The 17,975-nt window shown below is 46.3% G+C and carries 18 protein-coding genes; all 18 read left to right on the top strand.

Annotated elements, in window-relative coordinates:
* The gene (gene flhA / locus CWO08_RS17055; RefSeq protein ID WP_048664306.1) at positions 1-2,100 is read left to right on the top strand and encodes a flagellar biosynthesis protein FlhA; all 2,100 of its coding nucleotides are present in this window, start codon (positions 1-3) and stop codon (positions 2,098-2,100) included.
* Positions 2,101-2,127: 27 nt separating this feature from the next.
* A complete protein-coding gene (gene flhF, locus CWO08_RS17050; protein WP_048661510.1) occupies positions 2,128-3,690 on the top strand; it encodes a flagellar biosynthesis protein FlhF in 1,563 nt (520 codons plus the stop codon).
* A gap of 13 nt (positions 3,691-3,703) precedes the next feature.
* Positions 3,704-4,591 (top strand): MinD/ParA family protein, encoded by an 888-nt coding sequence (locus tag CWO08_RS17045; protein WP_048661509.1) that lies wholly within the window; start codon positions 3,704-3,706, stop codon positions 4,589-4,591.
* Positions 4,584-5,318, top strand: coding sequence for an RNA polymerase sigma factor FliA (locus CWO08_RS17040; protein WP_048661508.1), 735 nt, complete (start codon positions 4,584-4,586; stop codon positions 5,316-5,318). Before CWO08_RS17045 ends, CWO08_RS17040 begins: the two co-directional genes overlap by 8 nt.
* 42 nt (positions 5,319-5,360) lie before the next feature.
* Positions 5,361-5,729 carry a chemotaxis response regulator CheY gene (gene cheY / locus CWO08_RS17035; protein WP_016767062.1) on the top strand — a complete coding sequence of 123 codons (369 nt, stop codon included), beginning with the start codon at positions 5,361-5,363 and terminating at the stop codon, positions 5,727-5,729.
* Positions 5,730-5,835: 106 nt separating this feature from the next.
* On the top strand, positions 5,836-6,567 hold the full coding sequence (locus CWO08_RS17030; protein WP_048661507.1) for a protein phosphatase CheZ: 732 nt from the start codon (positions 5,836-5,838) through the stop codon (positions 6,565-6,567).
* A gap of 9 nt (positions 6,568-6,576) precedes the next feature.
* The gene (locus CWO08_RS17025; RefSeq protein WP_102432853.1) at positions 6,577-8,757 is read left to right on the top strand and encodes a chemotaxis protein CheA; all 2,181 of its coding nucleotides are present in this window, start codon (positions 6,577-6,579) and stop codon (positions 8,755-8,757) included.
* Positions 8,758-8,770: 13 nt separating this feature from the next.
* Entirely contained in the window at positions 8,771-9,895 is a 1,125-nt protein-coding gene (locus tag CWO08_RS17020; RefSeq protein WP_048616090.1) for a chemotaxis response regulator protein-glutamate methylesterase, read from the top strand.
* A 10-nt stretch (positions 9,896-9,905) separates the two neighbouring features.
* A complete protein-coding gene (locus CWO08_RS17015) occupies positions 9,906-10,688 on the top strand; it encodes a ParA family protein (RefSeq protein ID WP_048661505.1) in 783 nt (260 codons plus the stop codon).
* Positions 10,675-11,775: a chemotaxis protein CheW gene (locus tag CWO08_RS17010; protein ID WP_108020818.1), complete on the top strand. Its 1,101-nt coding sequence runs from the start codon at positions 10,675-10,677 to the stop codon at positions 11,773-11,775. The genes CWO08_RS17015 and CWO08_RS17010 overlap by 14 nt, the downstream gene beginning before the upstream one ends.
* Before the next feature lie 70 nt (positions 11,776-11,845).
* Entirely contained in the window at positions 11,846-12,340 is a 495-nt protein-coding gene (locus CWO08_RS17005) for a chemotaxis protein CheW (RefSeq protein ID WP_017056895.1), read from the top strand.
* A complete protein-coding gene (locus CWO08_RS17000; protein ID WP_108020817.1) occupies positions 12,340-12,852 on the top strand; it encodes a DUF2802 domain-containing protein in 513 nt (170 codons plus the stop codon). Before CWO08_RS17005 ends, CWO08_RS17000 begins: the two co-directional genes overlap by 1 nt.
* Positions 12,853-13,130: 278 nt before the next feature.
* On the top strand, positions 13,131-13,748 hold the full coding sequence (gene ccmA, locus CWO08_RS16995; RefSeq protein ID WP_048607846.1) for a cytochrome c biogenesis heme-transporting ATPase CcmA: 618 nt from the start codon (positions 13,131-13,133) through the stop codon (positions 13,746-13,748).
* A 1-nt stretch (position 13,749) separates the two neighbouring features.
* Positions 13,750-14,418: a heme exporter protein CcmB gene (ccmB, locus tag CWO08_RS16990; RefSeq protein WP_004736228.1), complete on the top strand. Its 669-nt coding sequence runs from the start codon at positions 13,750-13,752 to the stop codon at positions 14,416-14,418.
* A gap of 148 nt (positions 14,419-14,566) precedes the next feature.
* On the top strand, positions 14,567-15,307 hold the full coding sequence (locus CWO08_RS16985) for a heme ABC transporter permease (RefSeq protein WP_017064107.1): 741 nt from the start codon (positions 14,567-14,569) through the stop codon (positions 15,305-15,307).
* Positions 15,308-15,321: 14 nt separating this feature from the next.
* On the top strand, positions 15,322-15,528 hold the full coding sequence (gene ccmD / locus CWO08_RS16980) for a heme exporter protein CcmD (RefSeq protein ID WP_009848525.1): 207 nt from the start codon (positions 15,322-15,324) through the stop codon (positions 15,526-15,528).
* A complete protein-coding gene (gene ccmE / locus CWO08_RS16975; RefSeq protein ID WP_017064106.1) occupies positions 15,525-16,007 on the top strand; it encodes a cytochrome c maturation protein CcmE in 483 nt (160 codons plus the stop codon). Before ccmD ends, ccmE begins: the two co-directional genes overlap by 4 nt.
* On the top strand, positions 16,004-17,974 hold the full coding sequence (locus CWO08_RS16970) for a heme lyase CcmF/NrfE family subunit (RefSeq protein ID WP_048661502.1): 1,971 nt from the start codon (positions 16,004-16,006) through the stop codon (positions 17,972-17,974). The genes ccmE and CWO08_RS16970 overlap by 4 nt, the downstream gene beginning before the upstream one ends.
* Position 17,975 lies beyond the last annotated feature (1 nt).

Raw genomic sequence — 17,975 nt, 5'->3', positions numbered from 1 at the left:
ATGAAATTCTCCCTGCCTTTTGCGGACAAGCTACCTAAAATCCCTAACCGTGCCATGCCTGCGATTGGTGCGCCTGTTATGGTACTTGCCACGCTTGCTATGGTGGTGTTGCCCATTCCAGCTTTCTTGTTGGATATGTTCTTCACCTTTAATATTGCACTGTCTATGGTTGTGCTATTGGTTTCGGTTTATACCCGTAGGCCTTTAGACTTCGCTGCATTCCCGACCGTGCTGCTGATTGCGACTCTGCTTCGATTGGCCTTGAACGTTGCTTCAACACGTGTGGTATTGCTCCATGGCCATGAAGGTGGTGACGCTGCTGGTAACGTGATCGAAGCCTTCGGTAACGTGGTTATCGGTGGTAACTACGCTGTCGGTCTAGTGGTGTTCTTGATTCTGATGATCATCAACTTCATGGTTGTAACCAAAGGTGCGGGCCGTATCTCGGAAGTAAGCGCGCGTTTCACCTTGGATGCGTTACCGGGTAAACAGATGGCAATCGATGCCGACTTGAACGCAGGTTTGATCGACCAGGACCAGGCGCGTCTGCGACGTTTTGAAGTAACCAAAGAAGCCGACTTCTACGGTTCGATGGACGGTGCATCTAAGTTTGTTAAAGGCGATGCGATCGCTGGTATCTTAATCTTGTTCATCAACATCATTGGCGGTTTGAGCATTGGTATGGCTCAGTTTGACCTTGGTTTTGGTGAAGCAATCGAGATCTACACGCTACTGACTATCGGTGATGGTCTGGTTGCACAAATCCCGTCACTGCTCCTTTCTATAGCAGCTGCAATGATGGTAACGCGTCAAAATACTGATGAAGACATGGGGCAACAGCTCGTCTTCCAGATGTTCGACAATCCAAAAGCCTTGATGATCACCGCCGCTATCCTTGGCATCATGGGTATTGTTCCGGGTATGCCACATTTCTCATTCTTGAGCCTTGCTGTTATTGCGGGCGCGGGTGCGTATTACATCGATAAGAAAAACAAAAAGAAGGCGGAAGAACCTAATCTTCCGGCAACCGTTGAAGCGAATGGAGAAGTAGGCTCTCAGAAGGAGCTTTCTTGGGATGATGTTCAACCTGTCGATATTATTGGTTTAGAAGTGGGTTACCGTTTAATTCCTTTGGTTGACAGAGACCAAGGGGGCGAACTGCTTGAACGCGTTAAAGGTGTGCGTAAGAAGTTGTCTCAAGACTTTGGTTTCTTGATCCCAGCGGTACACATTCGCGATAACCTAGAGCTGACACCAAACAGCTACCGAATTACCCTGATGGGTGTCGCAGTAGGTGAAGCTGAGATCAAGCCTGACATGGAGCTCGCGATCAACCCGGGCCAAGTGTACGGTATGATCGATGGTGAGCCGACAATCGACCCTGCATTTGGATTAGAAGCGGTATGGATTCGTGAAGAGCAGCGTGAACACGCACAAGCTCTAGGTTATACCGTTGTCGATTCTTCTACAGTATTGGCGACACATCTTAGCCAACTGCTTACCAACAACGCATCACAGCTTATTGGTCACGAGGAAGTTCAGAACTTACTTGAGATGCTTAGCCGCTCAACACCTAAGCTGGTCGAAGGTTTTGTACCGGATCAATTGCAGTTGGGTGTGGTTGTGAAAGTGCTACAGAACCTATTGAATGAAGCTATTCCAATTCGTGACATTCGAACTATAGTCCAAACTTTGTCGGAGTATTCAGGTAAGAGTCAAGAACCTGACATACTTACTGCGGCGGTTCGTATCTCATTGAAACGATTAATTGTTCAAGAAATCAATGGTATAGAGCCAGAGTTGCCAGTGATAACCCTAATTCCTGAGCTGGAACAAATCTTGCATCAAACCATGCAGGCATCCGGCGGAGAATCTGCTGGTATTGAACCTGGTTTAGCCGAACGTTTACAGACCTCCCTCAGCCACGCTACGCAAGAGCAGGAGCTGAAAGGTGAACCAGCGGTGCTACTGACCTCTGGTGTGTTACGCTCGACTCTGGCTAAGTTCGTGAAAAACACGATCCCAAGCTTGAGAGTCTTGTCTTACCAAGAGATACCGGACGAAAAACAGATACGTATAGTACAAGCTGTTGGTAATTAAGCCGCCTAATTAGAACGGACGATCGAATTGAAAATTAAACGATTTTTTGCAAAAGATATGCGAACGGCGCTGCTCCAAGTTAAAGAAGAACTTGGCTCAGAGGCGGTGATCATGTCTAACAAAAAGGTCGCAGGTGGCGTGGAAATTGTTGCCGCTATTGATGGCGAATCTAGCCCTTCAACAGCAAGCCAGAGACTAAATAAACCTCAGCAGCCTGCACAAAGCCAATATACGCAAATGGCCGCGCCCGCAGCTCCTGCAGGGCGACGTCAACTAGACGATGACAAGGTTAGCCTGCAGTCGAATGCTGAAGGTGGACGCTCAATGACTAAGCGCTTTGCGAATATGCTAAAACAATACAGTCATGGCGCCGAGGATGAACCACAACATCGTGCTGAAAATGAAGATTCATTGTCAGCATTGCTTAATCGCCAATCAAGCACGGGTCATAACCCTCATAGTCATCAGACTCAAAGCAATCTGCAGTCTCATGGCCATCAGCAGTCTCACGGTAACCAACAGTCTCACGGCAATCTTGATTCAGCATTTGCTCGTGAAACAGGTTTGTCTAAGTTGATTGCTGAAGACCGCAGAGTCGAGCGTCCGGCACCTCGCTTGGATCCTACTCGTTATGATCGCGGTCGTGAGAACACTCACTCGAAAGGCTCTGATTCTGAAATGGAAACGATGCGCGAAGAGATGACCTCAATTCGTCGTCTGTTAGAACATCAAGTATCTGGATTAATGTGGCAAGAAGTTGAGCGTCGTGAACCGCTCAGAGCGATGCTTATTAAGCGCCTTGAGCGTATGGGTGTTTCTGCAGAGCTGGCCGATCAGATGGCTTGTTACATTCCTGAAGATACCAAACCAGCGCGTGCATGGAAGGCTTTGTTAGCACTGGTTGCTGACCAAATCTCTGTCACTCAGAAAGATATTTTAAAACGCGGCGGTATTGTGGCTCTACTTGGCCCAACCGGTGTGGGTAAAACGACAACTGTTGCAAAGCTAGCTGCACGTGCTGCCATGGAATATGGCGCAGATAACGTCGCACTAGTGACAACTGACACATATCGTATAGGTGCACATGAGCAGTTATCGATCTATGGTCGAATTATGGGTTGTCCTGTAAGAGTTGCTAAAGATTCTAGCGAACTGGCCGATGTAATATATCAGTTACGTAATCGTCGCCTGATTCTGGTCGATACTGCAGGCATGGGACAACGAGATGTTCGCCTATCTGAGCAGTTAGACACATTGATGCAAGAGAGTGGTTCCGTTATCAATAGCTACCTTGTGTTGCCTGCAACTGCACAACGCAAAGTGCTACAAGAAACAATTGAACACTTTAGAAGAATCCCGTTGTCGGGATGCATCATGACTAAATTGGATGAATCCCTCAGTCTTGGTGAATTCATCAGTGTCGTAATACAAAATGCATTACCAGTTGCTTACATAGCAAATGGTCAACGAGTTCCTGAAGATATCGTTATAGCTCAGCCAAAGTACATGATTGCTAAGGCTAATGAGTTATTAGAAAAATCTACAGAGAATGAACCTCATTACTGGAATAGCGATTCTGAAGGGCTCTAGGCGGCGGATAAATATGAATGAAAATATGATACATGATCAAGCTAGCGGCCTCCGTCGCTTAACCAAGCCTTCACTCACAAAAGTTATCGCTGTCACCGGTGGTAAGGGAGGCGTTGGTAAATCCAATGTGACGTTAGGTATGGCTATTTGCATGGCGCGCCAAGGCAAAAAAGTCATGGTGTTAGATGCCGATTTAGGGCTAGCTAACGTCGATATCATGCTGGGTATTCGTTCTAAACGAAACCTTGGGCATGTGTTGGCTGGCGAATGTGAACTTAAGGATGCGATTGTCGAAGGGCCGCACGGAATTAAAATTATTCCAGCGACATCGGGCACACAAAGCATGACTGAACTTTCACACGCACAGCATGCTGGTTTGATTCGCGCATTTGGTTCGCTTGAAGACGAGATGGATATCTTGTTGGTTGATACCGCTGCCGGAATTTCGGACATGGTGATCAGTTTCTCAAGAGCGGCGCAAGACGTGGTTGTTGTGGTATGTGATGAACCTACCTCAATCACAGATGCATATGCTTTGATTAAGCTTTTGAGCAGAGAGCACCAAGTTCAGCGATTCAAAGTTGTTGCAAATATGGTCAGAAGCTACCGAGAAGGCCGAGAATTATTTGCAAAGTTGACTTTGGTCACAGAGCGCTTCTTGAATGTGAGCCTCGAACTCGTAGCATGTATTCCTTTAGATGATAAAGTACGTCAATCAGTCAAGAGACAGAAGATCGTAGTAGATGCGTATCCTCGCTCTCCAGCTGCGTTGGCAATCAGCTCTTTGGCTAATAAAGCATTGACCTGGCCAATACCAAAAACACCAAGTGGGCACTTGGAGTTCTTTGTTGAAAGGCTGCTGAATCGTACTGAATTTATAGAGGAACCATTTGGTGAATAAAGCGCTTACTTACGACCAACATGCTAATCACAATAGCCAACAGGCTTTTTTTGAGAAGTATTCTGTGTTGGTTAAACGTATCGCTCATCACTTGTTGGGGCGATTACCGCCTAATGTATTGGTTGATGACTTAATTCAAGCTGGCATGATCGGCTTGATTGAAGCGCAACAAAACTATGATGGTACCAAAGGCGCAAGCTTTGAGACGTATGCTGGTATTCGGATTCGTGGGGCAATGTTGGATGACATTCGCCGCGGGGACTGGGTACCGAGATCGGTTCATAAAAACAATCGAGAAATCAGCAGTGCAATCGCGGAATTAGAGGGTATCCTCAACCGCGACCCGAGTGATGCCGAAGTGGCAAAACATATGGGACTCACTTTGGAGCAGTACCACAGTGCTTTAACTGATATTAATTGCTCAAGACTGGTTGGGATCGAAGATTTAGGCGTCTCAGATGATGTAATATCTCCGAATGAAGACTCTCAAGATAACACGCCTTTTCAAGGGGTTGCTGATGAGTCATTCCGCCAAGCTCTGATCGACTCGATAAAACAACTTCCGGAAAGAGAAGGCCTTGTGCTTTCGCTTTATTACGACGAAGAACTCAATTTAAAAGAGATTGGGGAAGTGCTAGGTGTCAGCGAATCTCGTGTCAGCCAAATACTGAGCCAATCTATGCAGCGTTTACGCACTAAGTTAAGTGCTTGGACACAGAACGACTAACAACACTGATCCTATTCAGTGGAGGCTAATTTGAACAAAAACATGAAAATTCTCATTGTTGATGATTTTTCAACGATGCGCCGAATTGTTAAAAACCTACTTCGCGATTTAGGTTTCAACAACACTCAAGAAGCAGACGATGGCTTGACCGCGTTACCTATGCTGAAAAAAGGCGAATTTGATTTCGTGGTAACTGACTGGAACATGCCAGGCATGCAAGGTATTGACTTGCTTAAACACATTCGCGCAGATGCAGAACTTAAGCACCTTCCAGTGCTTATGATCACAGCAGAAGCGAAGCGTGAGCAGATCATCGAAGCAGCGCAAGCGGGTGTTAATGGTTACATTGTGAAGCCTTTCACTGCTGCAACGCTGAAAGAGAAACTTGATAAGATTTTTGATCGCTTATAAGCATCAATAAGTTTTAGGTACTTCTAGATAAACGCTGACTGATAAGTTATCTGTTTATCTCGATAGCCTAAGCGCACAAAGTATGCGGAGTAAGGCCGAACTCAGGATGATTTCATTAGAACAAGCAAAAAAATTAGTAGAGCTGCTTGAGAACGATGAGCAGCAAGATGCTGATTCTCTTGTTAGAAGCATTTATGAAGATAATTTTAGTCTTCAAGACAATCCAATGCTTCAAGAAATAGGAAGTCTGACTCGCGACCTCCATGACTCTTTGACTCAATTTAATTTCGATGAGCGCATTAGCGTTATCGCAAATGACGAAATCCCCGATGCAAGGGATCGCCTTCAGTATGTCATTGATAAAACGGAAGTTGCGGCAAATAAGACGATGGACGCTGTCGATCGCTGTATGCCAATTGCAGACAACCTACACGAGTGTTTACTTCAAGTAAGGCCTCAATGGAATGAACTGATGCATGGCCGCATTGAGCTGGCACAATTTAAAGCTTTATGTCACCGCATTGATGGATTGCTTGTCCAAGTAGAGGGCGATAGTACCGAACTACGTGGACAACTGACTGAAATCTTGATGGCTCAGGATTTCCAAGATTTAACTGGGCAGATAATTAGCAAAGTTATTACCTTGGTGAATGAGGTTGAAGGACGCTTAGTTGAGATTCTCACCGTATTTGGTGCGAATCAGACTGAGCCAACTCCAAAATCAGAGAAGAAAGCATCGATTGCTCCAGAAGGGCCAATCATGAATCCAGAAGAGCGCGAAGACGCTGTTGCTTCTCAGGATGAAGTCGACGATTTGTTATCCAGTCTTGGATTTTAAAGGTAACGTATGAGCTACGATTTAGACGAAGATATTCTTCAGGACTTTTTAGTCGAAGCAGGAGAGATCCTTGAACTTCTATCAGAGCAACTGGTAGAGCTTGAGAATAACCCTGACGACAAAGACCTATTAAATGCTATTTTCCGTGGTTTCCATACAGTAAAAGGTGGTGCTGGTTTCTTAGCATTAACTGAGCTGGTGGATACTTGTCATGGTGCCGAGAATGTGTTCGACATTCTACGAAACGGTCAGCGCAGCGTAACATCAGGCTTGATGGATACTATGCTGCAGGCGTTAGATACTGTTAATACACAGTTCCAAGCCGTGCAAGATCAGGAGCCTTTAGTACCAGCAGACCAAGCTTTATTGGATGAACTTCACCGCCTCTGCAAACCAGAATCAGCGGATGAAGTTGCACCAGTAGAAGCGCCAGCACCTGTTATCCCAGAGCCTGTCGTTACAGCCCCTGAACCGGTTGTCGAAAGTTCAAGCATCAGTGCCTCATCTGTGGATGATATCTCTGAAGACGAGTTTGAGCGCCTGCTTGATGAACTTCACGGAAAAGGTGGTTCACCAACAGCACCTTCTGCACCTACACCGCCGCCAGCACCAGTTGCACCTCAGCCTGTTGCTGACAGTGGTGATATTACTGATGACGAATTTGAGAAGTTGTTGGATGAATTGCACGGCGCGGGTAACAGCCCGACAGCGGCAAGTTCAACGCCTCCTCCACCGCCAGCGCCTCCGGCAGCACCTGTTTCGGCGATGTCTGAAGGCGATGACCTGATGACTGACGAAGAGTTCGAGAAGTTACTAGACCAACTGCATGGTTCAGGTAACGGACCTTCGATTGAAGAGCTCGATGCTGCGACTAAGCCTGCAGAAGTGAAGTCTGCGGCAGTTGCACCACAAGCTGCGCCTAAGCCTGCTGCTCCGGTTGCGGTTAAAGAAGAACCGAAACCTAGTGCTCCAGCAAAAACTGAAGTTAAAGCGCCAGCGAAGAAGCAGCAAGCTGAAGCTACAGTTCGTGTCGATACATCAACACTGGATACCATCATGAACATGGTGGGTGAACTGGTATTGGTGCGTAACCGACTTGTCAGTCTTGGCCTAAACAGCAATGACGAAGAAATGTCGAAAGCTGTCTCTAACTTAGATGTTGTTACTGCAGACCTACAAGGCGCGGTAATGAAGACTCGTATGCAGCCGATCAAGAAAGTATTTGGTCGCTTCCCACGAGTTGTCCGTGACCTTGCGCGTAGCTTGAAGAAAGACATCGTTCTTGAAATGCGTGGCGAAGAAACTGACCTTGATAAAAACTTGGTAGAAGCACTTGCTGATCCCCTGATTCACTTGGTGAGAAACTCTGTCGACCATGGTATCGAAATGCCGAACGACCGTGTTGCTGCGGGTAAATCACAAACGGGTAAAGTGATTCTGTCTGCCTCTCAAGAAGGTGATCACATTGAGCTGGCTATCGTTGATGACGGTGGCGGTATGGACCCTGATAAGCTTCGTGCTATTGCGGTCAAACGTGGCCTGATGGATGAAGATGCAGCGTCTCGTTTATCAAATAAAGAGTGTTTCAACTTGATTTTTGCTCCTGGCTTCTCAAGCAAAGAGCAGATCTCGGATATCTCTGGTCGTGGTGTAGGTATGGACGTTGTGAAAACGGCGATCAACACACTGAACGGCTCTATTGATATTGATTCAGAAATGGGACAAGGCACCAAGATCACCATCAAGGTTCCACTAACCCTAGCTATTCTACCAACCTTGATGGTCGGTGTTGCGGGTCACCCATTTGCATTGCCATTGGCATCGGTTAACGAGATCTTCCACCTAGACTTAAGCCGCACAAATGTGGTTGATGGTCAGCTAACGATCATCGTTCGCGATAAGTCTATTCCGTTGTTCTACTTGCAAAACTGGCTTGCTCCTAAAGCGGGTATTGTTGAACTGCGTAAAGGGCACGGCCATGTTGTTATCGTACAACTTGGTAGCCAACGAGTTGGTTTTGTTGTCGATACGCTTATCGGTCAAGAAGAAGTCGTGATCAAGCCACTTGATAAGCTTCTGCAAGGCACGCCAGGAATGGCAGGCGCGACAATTACAAGTGACGGACACATTGCATTGATTCTAGATGTGCCGGACTTGTTGAAGCAGTACGCAGCTGCGTCAAGAATTTAATTTAAGGATAAATATGGCGATTAAAGTATTAGTCGTTGATGATTCGAGTTTCTTTCGTCGTCGCGTTAGCGAGATTATCAACTCAGAGGCTCGCCTAGAAGTCATTGATGTAGCAGTAAACGGTAAAGAAGCCGTTGAGAAAGCGAAACAGCTAAGACCTGACGTAATCACGATGGACATTGAAATGCCTGTCATGGACGGCATCACTGCCGTTCGTGAGATCATGGCCGCGTCTCCAACGCCTATTTTGATGTTTTCATCGTTAACGCATGATGGAGCGAGAGCAACGTTAGATGCATTAGATGCAGGTGCTCTCGACTTCCTACCTAAGAAGTTTGAAGACATCGCACGTAACCGCGATGATGCGGTTGCATTGCTTCAACAGCGTGTGATTCAGATTGCTGCAAAGCGTGCGTTTATGCGTCGTGCTCCTATTGCACCGAGAGCGACAGCAACGACTTCAACATCTACGCCATTACGCCAACCGATTTCAACAGCAGCTGCGACTTCGACAGCGAAGCCAGCGGTTGCATCAACGGCAAAATTCAGAGCGTCAGGTAAGAAATATCAATTAACGGCAATTGGTACGTCGACTGGTGGCCCGGTTGCGCTACAGAAGATTTTGACGCGCATCCCTGCTAACTATCCACATCCGATTGTGTTAGTTCAGCATATGCCAGCAACATTCACAGCTGCTTTTGCTAGTCGATTGAACACCTTGTGTAAGATTGAAGTCCGTGAAGCGCAAGACGGTGATGTGTTGAAACCAGGAGTGGCGTATCTTGCTCCGGGTGGTAAACAGATGATGGTTGATGGCCGTGCAGGGTCTGCACGTCTAAGAATTATCGATGGCGGCGACCGAATGAATTACAAGCCTTGTGTGGATGTCACATTTGGCTCTGCAGCGAAGATCTACGGTGACAAAGTGTTGTCTATGATACTGACCGGTATGGGCGCAGATGGTCGAGAAGGTTCGCGTATGTTGAAAACCGCGGGCTCGACGATTTGGGCACAAGACGAAGATAGTTGTGTTGTATATGGTATGCCTCAAGCTGTAGCAAAAGCTGGCATTTCTACTGAAGACCTACCTCTCGACCGCATCGCGGAAAGGATTTTGGTTGAAGTTGGGTTAGCTTAGGTAAATCGAAATGATTGTTTGGAGTGTTGCAAACCAAAAAGGTGGTGTTGGTAAAACGACCACGACCGTGACTCTAGCAGGTTTACTTGCGTTGAAGGGGCACCGTGTTCTGTTGGTTGATACTGACCCACATGCATCACTGACCACCTATCTGGGTTACGACTCAGATACGGTGGAATCGAGCCTGTTTGATTTGTTTCAGTTGCGTGAGTTTAACGCGCAGACAGTAAGACCTTTGCTTTTACAAACGGAAGTTGAAGGTATCGATATTATTCCTGCGCACATGTCTTTGGCCACATTAGACCGTGTAATGGGAAATCGAAGCGGCATGGGGTTGATCTTGAAGCGCGCTTTGGCCGCTTTGAAAGGTGACTATGACTATGTGTTGATCGATTGCCCGCCAATTCTGGGGGTGATGATGGTTAATGCATTGGCTGCGAGTGACCGTATATTGATTCCGGTACAGACTGAGTTTTTGGCGATGAAGGGCTTAGAGCGCATGATTCGCACTTTGACCATCATGCAGAAGTCTCGCAAAACGCCGTTTAAGGTGACGATTGTCCCGACGATGTACGACAAGCGAACCAAAGCCTCACTGCAAACATTAACGCAGCTCAAAGATGATTATCCAAACCAAGTTTGGACGTCTGCTGTGCCGATAGATACTAAATTTCGAGATGCGAGCCTAAAACGCCTACCAGCATCTCATTTTGCATCGGGTAGCCGTGGTGTATTTGCTTATAAACAGTTGCTTATTTATCTCGAAAGGTTGGCGATAAATGAGCGCGAATAAAGAATCAGTATTGGCGCAGCCAAGTCTCTCCAGTGAACAAGCACTGGATGATTACTTTACTGCGTTATTAGGCGATGAAAGCTTTGAATCTGACGATTTTTTTGTTGACGAGTCGAGCGACGAATCACAATCTGAAGAGCCAGAGCCAGAGCCAGAGCCAGAGCCAGAGCCAGAGCCAGAGCGCCAATTTTCGAGTCACCACTCAAGCTATGCAGAAATACGCGCGGCTGAGTTTGAGGTTCCTAACCTTGAGGATGTTCAGAAACTACTGAGTCGTTTAGAGGCGACCAATGTTGTTGATGAACTGAACCTTGATGAGTTGATGGATCAGAACACCCAGAAAATCGCCCAGCAAGCAGATATGCAAATGTTTGATGCCGCGGTTGAATCTGTTCAGGTGTTTGAAGAGCCAGAGATTCAAGATTGGAATCTTCCACAACCTGATTTATCAATTGCTGCAGAGCCACCGGTTGAAACGCAGCAATTTGAAGAGTTACAAGCTGAATCGCTGGAGATGGAACAAGTAGAAGTTAAGGCTGTTGAACCTGAACTTGACGTCCCTAAGCCCGAGACAGTTATTGAACCTGAAACTCAAGCAGGAGGTGCTGACCAGTTTACCTCTTGGGAAAGTACGGTTCGCACAGAAGACTTTCAAGTTTTGTATTTTGATGTAAACGGCGTGACCTTTGCGGTGCCACTTGATGAGCTTGGCGGCATCCATCGCCTTGAAGAGTTAAGCCATATCATTGGTAAGCCAGCTTGGTATTTAGGTTTACAAACCAACCGTGATAGTCAGCTAGATGTGGTCGACACCGCAAAATGGGTGATGTCTGAGAAACTATCGAGTGACGAATACAAAGAAAACTATCAATATATAGTGATGCTTGGAGAGAGCTTGTGGGGGCTTGCGGGCACCGAGTTAAAAGGCACCGAGCTACTTAATACAGATAAAGTACGTTGGCGAGAAATGGCAGGGAAACGCCCATGGCTCGCTGGTATGGTAAAAGAAAAAATGTGTGCTTTGATCCATGTCGAAGCATTAATCGCCATGCTAAATGCAGGGCTAGATGTAAAAGCATTGAGCTAGTACCAAGATTGGTACAGCAAAAGCATCAAGTTAATAATAGTGGTCGGTAACGACGGCAAGAGGATTATCTATGTCTCATATGAGTGAAGTTGAAGTAAGAAAAGATCCAACCAATGATGAAGTACTTCAATGGGTGACATTCCAGCTAGAAGAAGAAACTTACGGCATCAATGTAATGCAAGTACGTGAAGTACTGCGTTACAGTGAAATTGCTCCGGTACCGGGTGCTCCAGACTACGTTCTAGGTATTATCAACCTGCGTGGTAATGTTGTTACTGTTATCGACACTCGTTCTCGCTTTGGTTTGATGCAAGGTGAAATCACAGATAACACTCGTATCATCGTTATTGAATCTGAGCGTCAAGTTATTGGCATTCTAGTAGATAGCGTTGCTGAAGTGGTTTACCTACGTTCTTCTGAAATCGACACAACGCCAAGTGTTGGCACTGACGAAAGTGCTAAGTTCATTCAAGGTGTCAGTAACCGTGATGGCAAGCTGCTTATCTTAGTAGATCTAAACAAACTACTAAGCGAAGACGAATGGGATGAGATGGCTCACCTGTAATGTTTGAAGCGCTTCCTTTAACCCCTGTTGCTCTGATTGCAGGAGTAGGGGTTTTTACGTTACTCATCGTGATTTTGATTAGCAAAGTAAAACGTGCGATTCAAAAGCAGCTCGATCAGTCACGTCTGCAAGTTCGTAATTTGGACAAAGAGCTTCAAAAATCGAGTAAGCAATTACTTGAGGTTCGCTCGGTTGTGGTTGGCCTGGGCCAAAAAGTAACTGAACAGCAAGATCTGATAAAGCACTTGAATGAGCGTATTGTTGAGTTGGAACATGCTGACACTGACGGCCGCTTATACACGCGTGCGACAAAAATGGTTCAGCTTGGTGCCGGGATAAACGAACTGATTGAAGAGTGTGAACTACCTAAAGCGGAAGCTGAGCTAATGATGTCCCTACAGAATAAGCTCGCGGGTAAGGAGAAAATCCCTTCGTTGAGAAGTAACCCTTCATCGTACGATGATCAACCCGATGCCTCTCGCGATCGCAGAGATCCGTCTCGACGTCGTTAAATTGAGCGCTTAATTCGTATTGAACAATTGATGTTTATTACGTATTCCTTTTAAAAGAAGCTTCGGCTTCTTTTTTTATGCCTGTTCTATCTATATAGAACGATGTTTATAAGTGCTTGTATCTAAGGCAATATCTTGTTTGTTGATGAAAATGTGTAAATTGTGATGCGGTGGTAACAGTTTCTTACCGACTTTGTTCTATCGAAAACGCCTAGTCCTGTTTTGTCACCATGTTGGTGTGCTACTATAGCCCTCTCATTACTCGACTAAATTTACCTATGCTAGAAGTCTCAAATTTAACTGCTATTCGTGACGACAGGGTTCTATTTGAATCGTTGTCTTTTCAATTGAAACCAGGTGAACTGGTTCAGGTTGAAGGTCGTAACGGTACCGGGAAAACGACACTCCTTAGGATTATTACTGGCTTAGGTGATCGCGATGACGGCACTATCTCTTGGGATGGTGAGTCTATCGAATCGAGTCGAGACGTGTATCATCAAAATTTACTTTTTCTTGGTCACCAAACTGGTGTGAAGCGCGAGCTAAGTGCTTATGAGAACCTGAGCTTCTATCAGTCGATTCACAGTGGCGGTACGAGCAAAGAAGAGCTTTACCACGCGTTGGCTCAAGTCGGGCTTGCGGGCAGAGAAGACGTACCAGCAGGGCAACTTTCAGCGGGGCAACAGCGCCGAGTCGCGTTGGCTCGCCTTTGGTTGAGCAAGCAAATGTTGTGGATTCTCGATGAACCGCTGACTGCGATTGATAAGCAGGGCGTGAAAGTTCTCGAATCTCTTTTTTCTCAGCATGCAGACAACGGTGGCATTGTGTTATTAACCACGCACCAAGATATGTTTGCTGATAGCCCGAAACTAAGAAAAATAAAGTTGGGTGAGTAATATGATCTCTTCTATGACCACGATTATCCGACGTGAGCTGCTTATCGCATTCCGACGTCAAGCGGATATCTTTAACCCTCTGTGGTTCTTCATCATTGTTATCACGCTTTTCCCTTTAAGTATCGGCCCTGAGCCAAACCTACTTGCACGTATTGCTGCGGGTATTGTTTGGGTGGCCGCTTTGCTCTCGGCATTGCTCTCTTTAGAGCGCCTTTTCCGCGATGATTTTCAAGATGGTGCCCTTGAGCAGATGATGCTGATGCCCATCCCGTTGCAGTTGGTAGTCTTGTCCAAGGTCATAGCACACTGGTTGTTGACCGGGTTACCATTGATTTTAATCAGCCCATTGTTAGCTGTTTTGTTGTCTTTAGATTTTGATACATGGCTCTCAGTTGTGTTGACCTTGCTGGTAGGTACACCCGCATTGAGCTTTATTGGTGCGATTGGTGTTGCGTTGACCGTTGGGTTACAGAAGGGCGGAGTCCTATTAAGCCTGTTAATTCTGCCGCTTTACATCCCCATTTTGATTTTCGCGACGTCAGCTATTGACGCTGCGGCATTGGGCGTTGCATACAACGGTCAGTTGGCGGTGCTTGGGGCGATGTTAATGGGGGCGATGACTCTGACACCTTTTGCGATCAGTGCCGCACTTAGAGTGAGTGTGAACTGATAAGGGTTCCGTTATCGTATAGCTAATGTGAACCAAACGTGTCGATTGGACTCATAGAGTCAGTAAAACTGAAAGCAAGAAAAATAAAATTATTATAATTATAGCTTTAATAGCTGTAAGCAATATGAAGTAAGAGTGAGATTACAACATGTGGAAATGGCTCCATCCCTATGCCAAAGCAGAAACCTCTTATCAGCTTGCTGGTAAACTTTTGCCATGGTTTTCGATCCTAGCGCTATTGTGTCTATCCGTCGGTACCGTGTGGGGGCTTGCATTTGCGCCTTCAGATTACCAACAAGGTGATAGTTTCAGAATCATCTACATCCATGTTCCTTCTGCCATCTGGTCGATGGGCGTTTACATGTCGATGGCGATTGCTGCCTTTATCGGTTTGGTATGGCAGGTGAGACTATCTGATATGGCCGCATTGGCGATGGCGCCGATTGGTGCTGTATTTACCTTCATTGCACTGCTAACCGGTGCGGTTTGGGGTAAACCAATGTGGGGTGCTTGGTGGGTTTGGGATGCACGTTTAACCTCAGAGCTGATTCTTCTATTCTTATACTTGGGTGTGATTGCACTTCACCACGCATTTGATGACCAAAAAACAGCCGCTAAAGCAGCAGGCATTTTGGCAATCGTTGGTGTCATCAACCTACCTATCATTCACTTTTCCGTAGAGTGGTGGAACACACTTCACCAAGGCGCGACGATCACTAAATTCGACAAGCCTTCTATATCAAGTGACATGCTATGGCCGCTTCTTCTTAACATCTTCGGCTTCGCCTTTTTCTTTGGTGCTGTGACTATGGTTCGTTTCCGTAACGAAATCATCAGTAAAGAGAGTCACCGTCCATGGGTTCGCAAGCTTGCGGCCGAAAAAGCGTAGTAGGGTAGGTAATTATGTATTTTGAATCTTTGAGTGATTTCTTTGCCATGGGGGGCTACGCCTCATATGTATGGAGTGCATTTGGAATCACATTTCTCGCGATGATCATTTTACTGGTCGTAAGCGTTCGTCGTGGTAAGCAATTACTAAATGAAGTACAAGCTAAGATTGATCGTCAGGCTCGTATCGATGCAGCAAAAAATATGGAGAACACTCTATGAACCCAAGACGTAAAAAGAGGCTGGGCATTGTCTTAGCGATCTTTTTTGGTATCAGTGCGACTGTTGGATTGATGGTTTACGCACTTAACCAGAACATGGATCTGTTCTACACACCAACTGAGCTGGTCAACGGCAAAGATGGTAAAAAACCTGAAGTTGGTCAACGCCTACGTATTGGTGGCATGGTCGTAGTCGGCTCTGTAAGCCGTGACAATGAATCACTACGTGTAAGCTTTGATTTGCAAGATGTAGGCCCTAAAGTAACGATTCTATACGATGGCATCCTTCCTGATCTTTTCCGTGAAGGCCAAGGTATTGTTGCTCAGGGTGTGCTTAAAAATGCAACGACAATCGAAGCGTTTGAGGTGTTGGCAAAGCACGATGAAGAGTACATGCCTTCTGAAGTTGCGGAAGCAATGAAGAAAACCCATGAGCCTTTGCAATACACGACTGAACAAAAAGAAGGAAATGCTCAATGATAGCCGAGATCGGCCATTTTGCGATGATCCTGTCCTTGGGACTTGCATTGCTGCTAAGCGTGCTCCCATTGTATGGAGCCGCTCGAAATAACACATTATTGATGAACAGCGCACGACCGTTGTCGTGGGGTATGTTCGGATTCTTAGCGATTTCGTTCTTTATCTTGTGTTACGCGTTCTACACCAATGATTTTACGATTCAATACGTAGCAAGTAACTCGAATAGCCAACTGCCTTGGTACTACCGAATTACGGCGGTTTGGGGCGCTCACGAAGGTTCATTACTGCTTTGGGTTCTTATCCAAGCGGGTTGGACAGTTGCAGTAGCGACGTTTAGCCGTGGTATGCCTCAAGAGTCTGTGGCTCGCGTACTGGCTATCATGGGTTTGATTACTGTCGGCTTCTTGCTGTTCATTATCGTAACGTCTAACCCGTTCCTACGTACATTGCCTTTCTTCCCTGTAGATGGCCGCGACTTGAACCCACTACTGCAAGACCCGGGTTTGATTATTCACCCGCCAATGCTTTACATGGGTTATGTAGGTTTCTCGGTAGCGTTCTCTTTCGCCATCGCTTCTCTAATGAGTGGTCGTTTAGATACGGCATGGGCTCGTTGGTCTCGTCCTTGGACAATCGCAGCTTGGTTATTCCTAACAGTAGGTATCGCACTAGGCTCTTGGTGGGCTTACTACGAACTTGGCTGGGGTGGCTGGTGGTTCTGGGATCCAGTAGAAAACGCTTCATTCATGCCTTGGTTGGCTGGTACTGCACTGATGCACTCACTAGCGGTAACCGAAAAGCGTGGCACATTTAAAGCGTGGACAGTATTGCTAGCTATCTCTGCATTCTCGCTAAGCTTACTAGGTACATTCTTAGTTCGTTCAGGCATCTTGGTATCGGTTCACGCGTTTGCGTCGGATCCTGCTCGCGGTATGTTTATCCTAGGTTTCCTAGTCTTCGTTATCGGTGGTTCACTGCTGTTGTTTGCTGTTAAAGGCGCATCGGTTCGTGTTCGTGGTAACTTCGATCTGGTTTCTCGTGAGAACGCACTGCTTGGCAACAATATCTTATTGATTGCAGCCCTAGTGGTTGTGTTAGTAGGTACGTTATTACCACTAGTTCACAAACAGTTAGGCTTGGGATCGGTATCTATCGGTGCTCCATTCTTTGACATGCTGTTCTTCTGGCTAATGATTCCGTTCTCGTTCTTGCTTGGTATCGGTCCTCTGATCCGCTGGAAACGTGACAACCTGTCTAAGCTTGTTAAACCAATGCTGATTTCAGGTGCATTCTCACTGGGCTTAAGTGCGCTAATGGTTGCTCTATTGGCTGACCGCTTCAGTGGTACTGCGTTTGCTGGCTGGGTAATGGCATTCTGGATCATCTTCATGCACGGCTTTGAGCTGCATGAACGTGCGACTCACCGTCATACGTTTATGAAAGGTCTAACTAAGTTGCCTCGTAGTCACTGGGCGATGGTGTGTGGTCACATCGGTTTAGCTGTGACAGTGATTGGTATCGCGATGGTGCAAAACTACAGCATCGAACGCGATGTTCGTCTGGCACCTGGTGAAAGCTACCAGCTTGAAGAATACAGCTTCCTGTTTACAGGGGTTCGTGACAAAGATGGTCCTAACTACGATGGTTACATTGCCGACTTTGAAATTACTAAAGAAGGCAAATACATCAACACGCTTCACGCGGAAAAACGTTTCTACACCACCGCTAAGTCTATGATGACGGAAGCAGCGATTGACCGTGGTGTAACGCGCGATCTTTATATCGCAATGGGTGAACGTTTAGATGATAACAAATCTTGGGCTGTACGTATCTACTACAAACCATTTGTACGTTGGATCTGGGCAGGCTCTTTGATCATGTCGATTGGTGGCGCTATTGCTATCAGTGACCGTCGTTACCGTTTCCGTAAGCCAACAAAAAAGTCGGCTGAAGAGCAGGAGGCTTAAT

Source organism: Vibrio sp. 10N.286.48.B8 (assembly GCF_003050085.1).
Lineage (GTDB): Bacteria > Pseudomonadota > Gammaproteobacteria > Enterobacterales > Vibrionaceae > Vibrio > Vibrio crassostreae.
Note: the sequence above shows the minus strand (reverse complement) of the source record. Positions and strands in the feature narration are given on the sequence as shown.

Bases quoted from the DNA above. Each gene is read 5' to 3' on its own strand.
- flhA (WP_048664306.1), top strand. From the start codon at position 1: ATGAAATTCTCCCTGCCTTTTGCGGACAAGCTACCTAAAATCCCTAAC.
- CWO08_RS17045 (WP_048661509.1), top strand. From the start codon at position 3,704: ATGAATGAAAATATGATACATGATCAAGCTAGCGGCCTCCGTCGCTTA.
- cheY (WP_016767062.1), top strand. From the start codon at position 5,361: ATGAAAATTCTCATTGTTGATGATTTTTCAACGATGCGCCGAATTGTT.
- CWO08_RS17030 (WP_048661507.1), top strand. From the start codon at position 5,836: ATGATTTCATTAGAACAAGCAAAAAAATTAGTAGAGCTGCTTGAGAAC.
- CWO08_RS17025 (WP_102432853.1), top strand. From the start codon at position 6,577: ATGAGCTACGATTTAGACGAAGATATTCTTCAGGACTTTTTAGTCGAA.
- CWO08_RS17020 (WP_048616090.1), top strand. From the start codon at position 8,771: ATGGCGATTAAAGTATTAGTCGTTGATGATTCGAGTTTCTTTCGTCGT.
- CWO08_RS17015 (WP_048661505.1), top strand. From the start codon at position 9,906: ATGATTGTTTGGAGTGTTGCAAACCAAAAAGGTGGTGTTGGTAAAACG.
- CWO08_RS17010 (WP_108020818.1), top strand. From the start codon at position 10,675: ATGAGCGCGAATAAAGAATCAGTATTGGCGCAGCCAAGTCTCTCCAGT.
- CWO08_RS17005 (WP_017056895.1), top strand. From the start codon at position 11,846: ATGTCTCATATGAGTGAAGTTGAAGTAAGAAAAGATCCAACCAATGAT.
- CWO08_RS17000 (WP_108020817.1), top strand. From the start codon at position 12,340: ATGTTTGAAGCGCTTCCTTTAACCCCTGTTGCTCTGATTGCAGGAGTA.
- ccmA (WP_048607846.1), top strand. From the start codon at position 13,131: ATGCTAGAAGTCTCAAATTTAACTGCTATTCGTGACGACAGGGTTCTA.
- ccmB (WP_004736228.1), top strand. From the start codon at position 13,750: ATGATCTCTTCTATGACCACGATTATCCGACGTGAGCTGCTTATCGCA.
- CWO08_RS16985 (WP_017064107.1), top strand. From the start codon at position 14,567: ATGTGGAAATGGCTCCATCCCTATGCCAAAGCAGAAACCTCTTATCAG.
- ccmD (WP_009848525.1), top strand. From the start codon at position 15,322: ATGTATTTTGAATCTTTGAGTGATTTCTTTGCCATGGGGGGCTACGCC.
- ccmE (WP_017064106.1), top strand. From the start codon at position 15,525: ATGAACCCAAGACGTAAAAAGAGGCTGGGCATTGTCTTAGCGATCTTT.
- CWO08_RS16970 (WP_048661502.1), top strand. From the start codon at position 16,004: ATGATAGCCGAGATCGGCCATTTTGCGATGATCCTGTCCTTGGGACTT.